This window comes from Saccharopolyspora flava, from assembly GCF_900116135.1.
GTDB lineage: Bacteria > Actinomycetota > Actinomycetes > Mycobacteriales > Pseudonocardiaceae > Saccharopolyspora > Saccharopolyspora flava.
The window spans coordinates 195,705-203,980 of sequence record NZ_FOZX01000007.1; the positions used below are offsets into that span (position 1 = coordinate 195,705).

6 protein-coding genes are annotated in these 8,276 nt (G+C 74.5%); all 6 read left to right on the forward strand.

Annotated features, from left to right (window positions below):
• Positions 1-6 precede the first annotated feature (6 nt).
• The 6 genes from BM424_RS20390 to BM424_RS20415 are packed head-to-tail and all read left to right on the forward strand — an operon-like array spanning position 7 to position 8,213.
• Entirely contained in the window at positions 7-822 is an 816-nt protein-coding gene (locus tag BM424_RS20390; protein WP_093420495.1) for a thioesterase II family protein, read from the forward strand.
• The gene (locus BM424_RS20395; protein WP_093420497.1) at positions 794-2,383 is read left to right on the forward strand and encodes a condensation domain-containing protein; all 1,590 of its coding nucleotides are present in this window, start codon (positions 794-796) and stop codon (positions 2,381-2,383) included. Before BM424_RS20390 ends, BM424_RS20395 begins: the two co-directional genes overlap by 29 nt.
• Entirely contained in the window at positions 2,380-3,831 is a 1,452-nt protein-coding gene (locus BM424_RS20400) for an argininosuccinate lyase (RefSeq protein WP_093420500.1), read from the forward strand. The genes BM424_RS20395 and BM424_RS20400 overlap by 4 nt, the downstream gene beginning before the upstream one ends.
• On the forward strand, positions 3,828-4,778 hold the full coding sequence (locus tag BM424_RS20405; RefSeq protein ID WP_217649774.1) for a GHMP family kinase ATP-binding protein: 951 nt from the start codon (positions 3,828-3,830) through the stop codon (positions 4,776-4,778). Before BM424_RS20400 ends, BM424_RS20405 begins: the two co-directional genes overlap by 4 nt.
• Positions 4,768-7,005, forward strand: coding sequence for a pyridoxal-phosphate dependent enzyme (locus BM424_RS20410; protein WP_093420502.1), 2,238 nt, complete (start codon positions 4,768-4,770; stop codon positions 7,003-7,005). Before BM424_RS20405 ends, BM424_RS20410 begins: the two co-directional genes overlap by 11 nt.
• On the forward strand, positions 7,005-8,213 hold the full coding sequence (locus BM424_RS20415; protein ID WP_093420505.1) for a cytochrome P450: 1,209 nt from the start codon (positions 7,005-7,007) through the stop codon (positions 8,211-8,213). Before BM424_RS20410 ends, BM424_RS20415 begins: the two co-directional genes overlap by 1 nt.
• Positions 8,214-8,276: the final 63 nt, after the last annotated feature.

An 8,276-nucleotide genomic window follows, 5' to 3' on the forward strand; every position in this document is an offset into this window, starting at 1 on the left:
CCCGACATGGCACCACCCAGCACCGCCGGCACCTGGTTCCGCCGCTTCCACCCGCGCCCGGACGCCGAGGTCGCGCTGGTGTGCCTGCCGCACGCCGGAGGGGCCGCGGGCGGCTACTTCTCCCTGTCGCAACGGCTTTCGGCCGAGGCCGACGTCATCGCCGCGCAGTACCCGGGCAGGCAGGACCGGCTGCGGGAGGCGTGCCTGGGCAGCGTGCCGGAGCTGGCGAGCGGGGCCGCGGCCGAGCTGGACCGGATGATCGCCGGGCGCCCCTTCGTCCTGTTCGGGCACAGCATGGGCGCCGCCGTGGCCTTCGAACTGGCCCTGACGCGCCGCCGCGACGGTGCCCGCGCACCGCACGCCCTGTTCCTGTCCGGGCGCGGTGCTCCCGGACGGGGCGTCGACCGGGGGATCCGGTTCCTCGACGACGACGGCCTGATCGCCGAGGTGCGGCGGCTGGGCGGCACCGACAGCCTCGTGCTCGACGAACCCGAGCTGGTCGGGCTCGCGCTGCCGTCGCTGCGCGCGGACTACGGGGCCGCCGAGACCTACGACCCGGGACCCGGCGCCGTGGTGGACTGCGACGTCGTGGCGCTGACCGGGGACGCCGACGAGCACGTCGCGGTCGACGACGCGCGGCAGTGGCGCGAGCACACCACCGGCGCCTTCGACCTGCACGTCTTCGACGGCGGCCACTTCTTCCTCACCGACCACGAGCCGCGGATCGCGGAGCTCGTCGGCACCGCGCTGCGCGCCGCGCGGGGACTCGACGCACCCGCGGGAGGGGACGATCGTGCGGGACCGATCCGCCCCGGGCGGTGACGGGCCGCCGCCGGCGTCCTTCGCGCAGGAACGCGCCTGGTTCGCCGCCCGGCTCACCCACGATCCGCCGACCTACTGCGTGGTGGACGAGTTCCCGATGCACGCGGACCTCGTCGCCGGCGACCTGGTCGCCGCGCTGGCGCTGCTGGCCGCGCGCCACGAGTCGCTGCGCACGGGCCTGCGCGTCGTCGACGGGCGGTTGACGCAGGACGTGCGCGCGCGGGTGGAACCGCCGGTCGAGCACGTCGACCTCAGCGGACTCGGTCCCGCCGAGCAGGCCGAGCGGATCGGCGAGCTGCGGGCGGCGATGGCGCGCAGGCCCTTCGACCTGGAACGCCCGCCGCTGTGGCGCGCGGCGGTCCTGGAACTGGGGGAGGGCGCCTGGTCGGTGCTGTTGGCCGCCCACCACGCCGTCTACGACACCGCTTCCAGCTTCAACGTGCGCGCCGAGCTCACCGAGATCTGCGCCGCCAGGCAGGAGGGCCGCGAGCCCGACCTGCCCGATCTGCCGTGCGGCTACGGCGAGCACGCGCGGCGCGAGCGCGCCCGCCTCACGCCCGCGCGGCGCGCGGAGCTCGCGGCGCACTGGCGCGCGCGGCTCGCGGGTCTGCCACCCGTGCACAGCGTGCCCCTGGACCATCCCCGGCCCGCGGCGCGCACGTTCCGCGGTGCCGAGGTGCGCGCCGCGCTACCCGAGAACGTCCGAGCCCGCCTCGCCGACGCCGCCCGGTGGCACGGCACCCGCCCGGTGGTGCTGCTGCTCGCCGGGTACGTGGCGCTGCTGCACCACCGCTCCGGTTCCGACGACGTCGTGCTCGGCCTGCCCGTGGCGGGACGCGCCGAGGCCGCGACGCTGCCGATGGTCGGCGCCCTGGTGAACATGCGGGTGCTGCGGGTGAGCGTCGCGGGCGATCCCGACGTGACCGCGCTGGTGGCGCGGGTGGCCGCCGCGCTGGAGGCCGACGAGGACCACGACATCCCGTTCCAGACCCTGGTCGAGCTGGTGGCCGGGCCGCGCCCGCCGGGCGTGCCGCCGCTGTACCAGCTCGCGTTCAACCACGACCCGGGCGGCGTGCTCGGCGCTCCCGCGTCCTCCTGCGAGGAGGACCTGCTGCTCGACGTCACCGACGAGCTGGTCCGCATCGTCTACGACGTCGCCCTGTTCGACCGCGCCACCGTCGAGGCGCTGCTGGCCGACTACCTCCGACTGCTCGCCGCAGCGCTCGAAGCTCCGGAAACCCGCCTGTCGCAGCTGGTTCCGGCCCGCGCGGCCACCGGTGCGGGCGCCCGCGACCCCGAGCCGGTCGTCGCGACCGCCCCGGCGACGGCGTGCGAGCGGGAGGTGGCCGCGGTGTGGCGGGACGTCCTCGGCACCGAGGTCACCGACGTGCACCAGGACTTCTTCGGCCTCGGCGGGCATTCGCTGCAGGCGTTGAAGATGCTCGCGACGCTCACCGCCGCCCACCGCGCCGAGGTGTCGCTGCGGACGTTCTTCGCCGACCCGACGGTGGCCGGGCTCGCCACCGCACTGCTCCGCGACCAGCGAGGGGGAACGGCATGAAGGTGACCGGCCGGATCGACGGCGTCCCCAGCGAGGTGTGGCACGAGGAAGTGCTCGCCCCGCAGTTCGCCTACGAAGCCGAGCACCTGCTCGGCCACTACGTCGCGATCGAGAAGGTCCTGCTGCTGGAGTACGTCCGGATGGACCTCGTCGACGCCGAGGGCGCCGCCGCGCTCGCCGCCCGGCTCGACGAGCTGAACCCCGAGGCGGTGCGGGCCGATCCCGAGCAGAACATGTCCGACATCTCCTTCGCCGTGGAACGCCACGTGCAGGACGGGCCCGTGGCGCCCTTCGCCGCCTGGCACGTCGACCGCAGCCGCAACGACCTCCAGGTCTGCGCCCAGCTGATGGCCGCGCGCGACACCCTCGCCGCCGTCGCCGACGACCTGATCGCCTTCGCCCGGGCTGTGCTCGCCCTCGCCGGGAACCACACCGACGCGCCCATGCCCGGCTACACCCACGGCCAGGCCGCGCAGATCGTCAGCCCCGGCTTCCACCTGGCGGCCCTGTCCGCCGAGACGATCGCCGCGCTGCGCCGGATGCTGCGCACCTACGACGAGTGCGACGCCTGCCCGCTGGGGTCCGGCACGATGGCCGGGCAGGAACTGCCGTGGGACCGCGACCGGATGGCGGAGCTGCTCGGGTTCGCCCGCGCCCAGCCGCACGCGCTGGTGGCCGTCGCGTCCCGCTCCTGGACCACGTCGATCTCGGCGGATCTCGCGCACTTCGCGGTCGCGCTCAGCCGCTTCACCACCGACCTGATGGACTGGGGCGGCAGCGCCCGCGGATTCCTCGACCTGCCCGACGAGCTGGCCGGCATCTCCGCCGCGATGCCGCAGAAGCGCAACTTCCCCGTCCTGGAACGGATTCGGGGGCGCTGCGCGCAGGTCGCGGGCCGGGCGGCCGACATCGCCGCCGGGCAGCGCAACACGCCCTACAGCAACACCGTCGAGGTCTCCAAGGAAGTCGGCGGCCAGCTGCGGGTCCAGGCGGACTCGCTGCGCTCGGCGCTGCGGCTGGCGCACGCGGTCGTGGCCGGGGCGAGCTTCCGCACCGATCGGATGCGCGCGGCGTGCGCCGAGGACCACCTCGGCGGGTTCACGCTCGCCAACCGGCTCACCCTCGCCCACGGCGTGCCGTGGCGCACCGCGCAGGTCATCGCGGGCCGCTACGTCAAGACCGCCGTGGAGCGGGGGCTGCGTCCCGCCGAACCGGACGCCGACCTGCTGCGGGCCGCCGCGGCCGAGTCCGGGCACTGCCTCGACGGCGACGTCGAAACCCTGCTGGTGGAGGCGTTCGACGTCGACCTGGGGCTGCGCGCGAAGCGCTCGGCGGGTTCCGCGCACCCCGACCGGGTGCGGGAACTGCTGGCCGAGCAGAGCGCCGAACTCGACGCCCTGGAGGCGGCGTGGGCCGACAACGCGGCCCGCCGGAGGAGGGCGGCGTGACGGAACCGGCACTGGCCGCCCGCCGCGCGGGCGTGGACCTCAACGAGGGCGCCGCCGCCGCGCGCGGCACCTTCGGCGAGCTCCTGCAGGGAATCCTGCCCGACGGCACCGATTTCCTGGCCACGTTCCCCATCACCCACGGCACCCGCGCGTGGTTCCGCTACGACCGCAGCGGCCCGCCGCGCGTGTACCCCGCGAACCGGACGAAGTCGCTGCGGCTGGCCCGCGCCATGCTCGCCGCCGGTGGCGCGGGCGGTGGCGGGACGCTGATCCTCGACAGCGACCTGCTCGTCGGCAAGGGCCTCGCCAGCTCCTCCGCCGACCTGGTCGCCACCGCGCGGGCCGTGGGAGGTGTTCTCGGACTGGACGTCTCGCCCTCGGGCGTGGAGGACTGGTTGCGTCCCATCGAGCCGACCGACGGCGTCATGCACCCCGGGGTCGTGCTGTTCGACCACCGCAACGTGGAGCTCCGCGCCCGGCTCGGGCCCGTGCCGCCGGCCACCGTCGTCGCGGTGGACGAGGGCGGTCTGGTGGACACCGTCGCCCACAACCGGCGCGCCCGGCGGGTCACACCGGTGCTGGCCGCCGAGTACGCGCGCCTCGCCGACGACCTCACCGCCGCCATCGGCGCGCAGGACCTGACCGCCGTCGGCGCCGTCGCCACCCGCAGCGCGGTGTTCAACCAGCGGTGGCTGCCCAAGCGCAACCTCGAGGCCCTGATCCGGATCGCGGGCGACCTCGGCGCCGCCGGTGTCGTGTGCACCCACAGCGGCACCATGGCCGGGCTCCTGCTCGACGCCACCGACCCCGGCCACGCCGAGGCGATCGCCGCGGCCCGGGCCGCCTGCGCCCGGCTGCCCGGAACCACCTCCGTCTACCGGTCCGCCGCCGAGCCGTCGGGCGCAGATCCGTCCGGCACTGTCCCTGGGAGCACGCATGCGCTATGACACCCTCGTCGACGCCATCGGTGACACGCCGGTGGTCCGGCTGCGCGCGGACGCGCCGGAGGGCGTGGAGGTCTACGCCAAGCTGGAGATGCAGAACCCGTACGCCATGAAGGACCGGGTCGCCCGCCGCATGATCCTCGAAGCCCGCCGCACGGGAGAGCTCGCCGACGGCGCCCCCGTCGTCGAGAGCTCGTCGGGGACGATGGCGCTGGGGCTCGCGCTGGTCGGCGCCCAGCTCGGCCATCCCGTGCACATCGTCACCGACCCGCGCATCGACCCGCTCACCCGCGCCAAGCTGGCCGCGCTGGGCTGCAGCGTGCACGTCGTCGAGGCGATGACCTCCGAGGGGTGGCAGGGCGCCCGGCTGGAACGCCTCGCCGACCTGTTGCAGGAGCTGCCGGGCGCGTACTGGCCGCGCCAGTACGGCAACCCGGAGAACCCCGCCGCCTACCGGGGACTGGCCGACGAGCTGGTCGCCGACCTGGGCACGCTGGACGTGCTGGTCGGCTCGGTCGGCAGCGGCGGCTCGCTGTGCGGCACGTCGGCGGCGCTGCTGGAGCGCTTCCCGCACCTCAAGGTCGTCGGGGTGGACTGCGTCGGCAGCGTCCTGTTCGGACAGCCCGATCTGGCGACCCGCAAGCAGAGCGGGCTCGGCAACAGCCTGTTCCCGGACAACATCGACTACCGGCTCTTCGACGAGGTGCACTGGCTCTCCGACGACGAGGCCTTCGACGCCACCCAGCGCCTCGCTCGCGAGCAGCAGATCTTCGCGGGCAACACCTCCGGTTCGGTCTACCGCGTGCTGACCCACTTGGCGGCCCACGCCGAGCCCGGCACCCGGCTGGTCGGGATCATGCCGGATCGCGGGGACCGCTACGCCGAGACCGTCTACCGGCACGAGCCCACCGGCCCGATCGCGGCCGCGCCCGCGCGCGTGCCGTTCGGCACCACCGTGACCGGCTGGTCGTACTCCTCGATCCCGCGCGAAGAACGGCGAGCGCTGGTGTTCGTCGAGTCCAACACCACCGGCACCGGCATGATCGCCCTGCGCACCGCCACCCGGCTCGGCTTCGCGCCCGTGCTGGTCACCGCCGACCCCAGCCGCTACAGCGGCGTGGAGGACACCGGCTGCGAGGTGCTGACCTGCGACACCGAGGACGACGCGGCCGTGCTGGCCGCCCTCGGCTCGCGCCCGGTCGGCGGCGTCACCACCACCAGCGACTTCTACCTGGAGCACGCGGCGCGCCTCGCCGAGGCGCTGGGCGTGCCCGGCAAGTCCTCCGAGGCAGCCGCCGCCTGCCGGAACAAGGAGCTCACCCGCACCGCCCTGCGGGACGCGGGCGTGCCGCAGCCCGCGTTCGCCGTCGCCGAGGACGCCGAGGGCGTCGCCGCGGCGGTCGCGGAGGTCGGCCTGCCCTGCGTCGTCAAACCGCTCGACGGGTCCGGCTCGCAGAACGTGCTGTGGTGCGCCGACGAGGCGACCGCCCTCGCGCACGCGGCGCGCGTGCTGGCCATCACCGAGAACGTGCGCGGGCAGCGCAGTCCCGGCCGCGTCCTCGTCGAGGAGTGCGCCGACGGACCGGAGTTCAGCGTGGAGATGTTCTGCACCGGCGGTGACGCCGTGTGCGTGGGCGTCACCCAGCGGACCGCGACCCCGCTGCCGCACTTCGTCGAGACCGGCCACCTGTTCCCGGCGACCCTCGCGACCGCGCAGCGCGACGAGCTGGCCGAGGCCGCCCGCAAGGCGCTCAAGGCCGTCGGCTTCGACCACGGGCCGGCGCACGTCGAGACGCGGCTGACGGCGGACGGGCCCGCGGTCATCGAGATCAACGGACGCCTCGCGGGCGGCATGATCCCCGAGCTCATCCGCACCGCGACCGGGATCGACCTGCTGGAGCAGCAGATCCGGGCGAGCGCGGGACTTCCGGTGAACCTCGAACCGCAGCGTCACCGGCACGCGGGCCTGCGCTTCCTCACCGCCGGGCAGCCGGGCCGGTTGACCGCGATCACCGGAACCGCCGACGCCGCGCGGGTTCCCGGCGTCACCGCCGTGCACGTCACCGCCGCGCCCGGCCGCGCCGTGCGGCCGCCGACGGACTCCTACGACCGGCTCGGCCACGTCATCGCGGTCGGGGACGCGCCGGAGGAGGTGGCGACGTCGCTGGCGGAGGCCGAGGCGCTGCTGCGCGTGGAGACGACCGACGACCCCCAGATGAGGAACGGCTGATGAACGACTACACCTACACCGCGAGCACCCCGTCGCCGCCTCGCGCGGCCGGATGCCCGTTCGACCCGGCGGCGGAACTGCTGGAGGCCCGCGAGCAGGGCGGGCCGATCATCCCCTACGAGTTCCCCGGCGGAAAGCCCGGCTGGCTGATCACCGGCTACGACCTGGTCCGGTCCGTGCTGGCCGACGTGCGGTTCAGCGCCCGCAAGGACCTCCTGCGGCACCCGACCATCGACTACGGCGACGTGGAGATCCCGCCGGCCTCGCCGGGCGAGTTCCTGTTCATGGACGGCGCCCAGCACCGCCGCTACCGCAAGGCGCTCATGGGCAAGTTCACGGTGCGCCGGATGCGGCTGCTCACCGAGCGGGTCGAGCAGATCACCGCCGACCACCTGGACGCGATGGAGAAGGCCGGTCCCGGGGCGGATCTGGTGCCCGCGTTCGCGAAACCCATTCCCGCCACGGTCATCTCGGAGATCCTCGGCGTGCCGGAGGGGGAGCGGGCCACCTTCCAGGACCAGGTCGACTCGTTCCTCAACGGCGAGGGCGACGAGGAGAGCCTGATCCTGGGCTACGCCGCGACGATGGAGCACATCGCCGAACTGGTGGCCGCCAAGCGCGCCCACCCCACCGACGACGTGCTCGGCGACCTCACGTCCACCGACCTGGACGACGAGGAGCTCAAGGGGATGGCCCTGCTGCTGCTGGCGGCCGGGCTCGACACCACCACGAACATGCTGGGCCTGGGGTCCTTCGCGCTGCTGCGGCACCCGGAGCAGCTGGCCGAGCTGCGCGACGACCCGTCGATCACCGACCGGGCCATCGAGGAGCTGCTGCGCTACCTGACCGTCGCGATGACGTTCATGCGCACGGCGCTGGAGGACGTCGAGCTGGGCGGGCGGACGATCAAGGCCGGGTCGACGGTGATCCTGTCCTACAGCACCGCCAACCGCGATCCGGAGCGCTTCGCCGATCCGCACGTGCTCGACTTCCACCGCGAGGCCTCGGGGCACGTGGCCTTCGGCTACGGCATCCACCAGTGCCTGGGCTCGCAGCTGGCCCGGGTGGAGATGCGGGTCGCGTTCCGCGCGCTGCTCGACCGCTTCCCCGCGCTGCGGCTGGCCGTCCCGCCCGAGCAGGTCACGCTGCGGCCGGAGACCGCCGACATCTACGGCGTGAAGAGCCTGCCGGTGACCTGGGACGCGTGAGCGTAACGGCGGCAGAGACGGATGTTCCGGACGTCCGCGCGGCCGACGATGAGGGGTGGTGAT

Coding starts and splice junctions, on each gene's coding strand:
- BM424_RS20390 (WP_093420495.1), top strand. CDS start 7: ATGGCACCACCCAGCACCGCCGGCACCTGGTTCCGCCGCTTCCACCCG.
- BM424_RS20400 (WP_093420500.1), top strand. CDS start 2,380: ATGAAGGTGACCGGCCGGATCGACGGCGTCCCCAGCGAGGTGTGGCAC.
- BM424_RS20410 (WP_093420502.1), top strand. CDS start 4,768: ATGCGCTATGACACCCTCGTCGACGCCATCGGTGACACGCCGGTGGTC.
- BM424_RS20415 (WP_093420505.1), top strand. CDS start 7,005: ATGAACGACTACACCTACACCGCGAGCACCCCGTCGCCGCCTCGCGCG.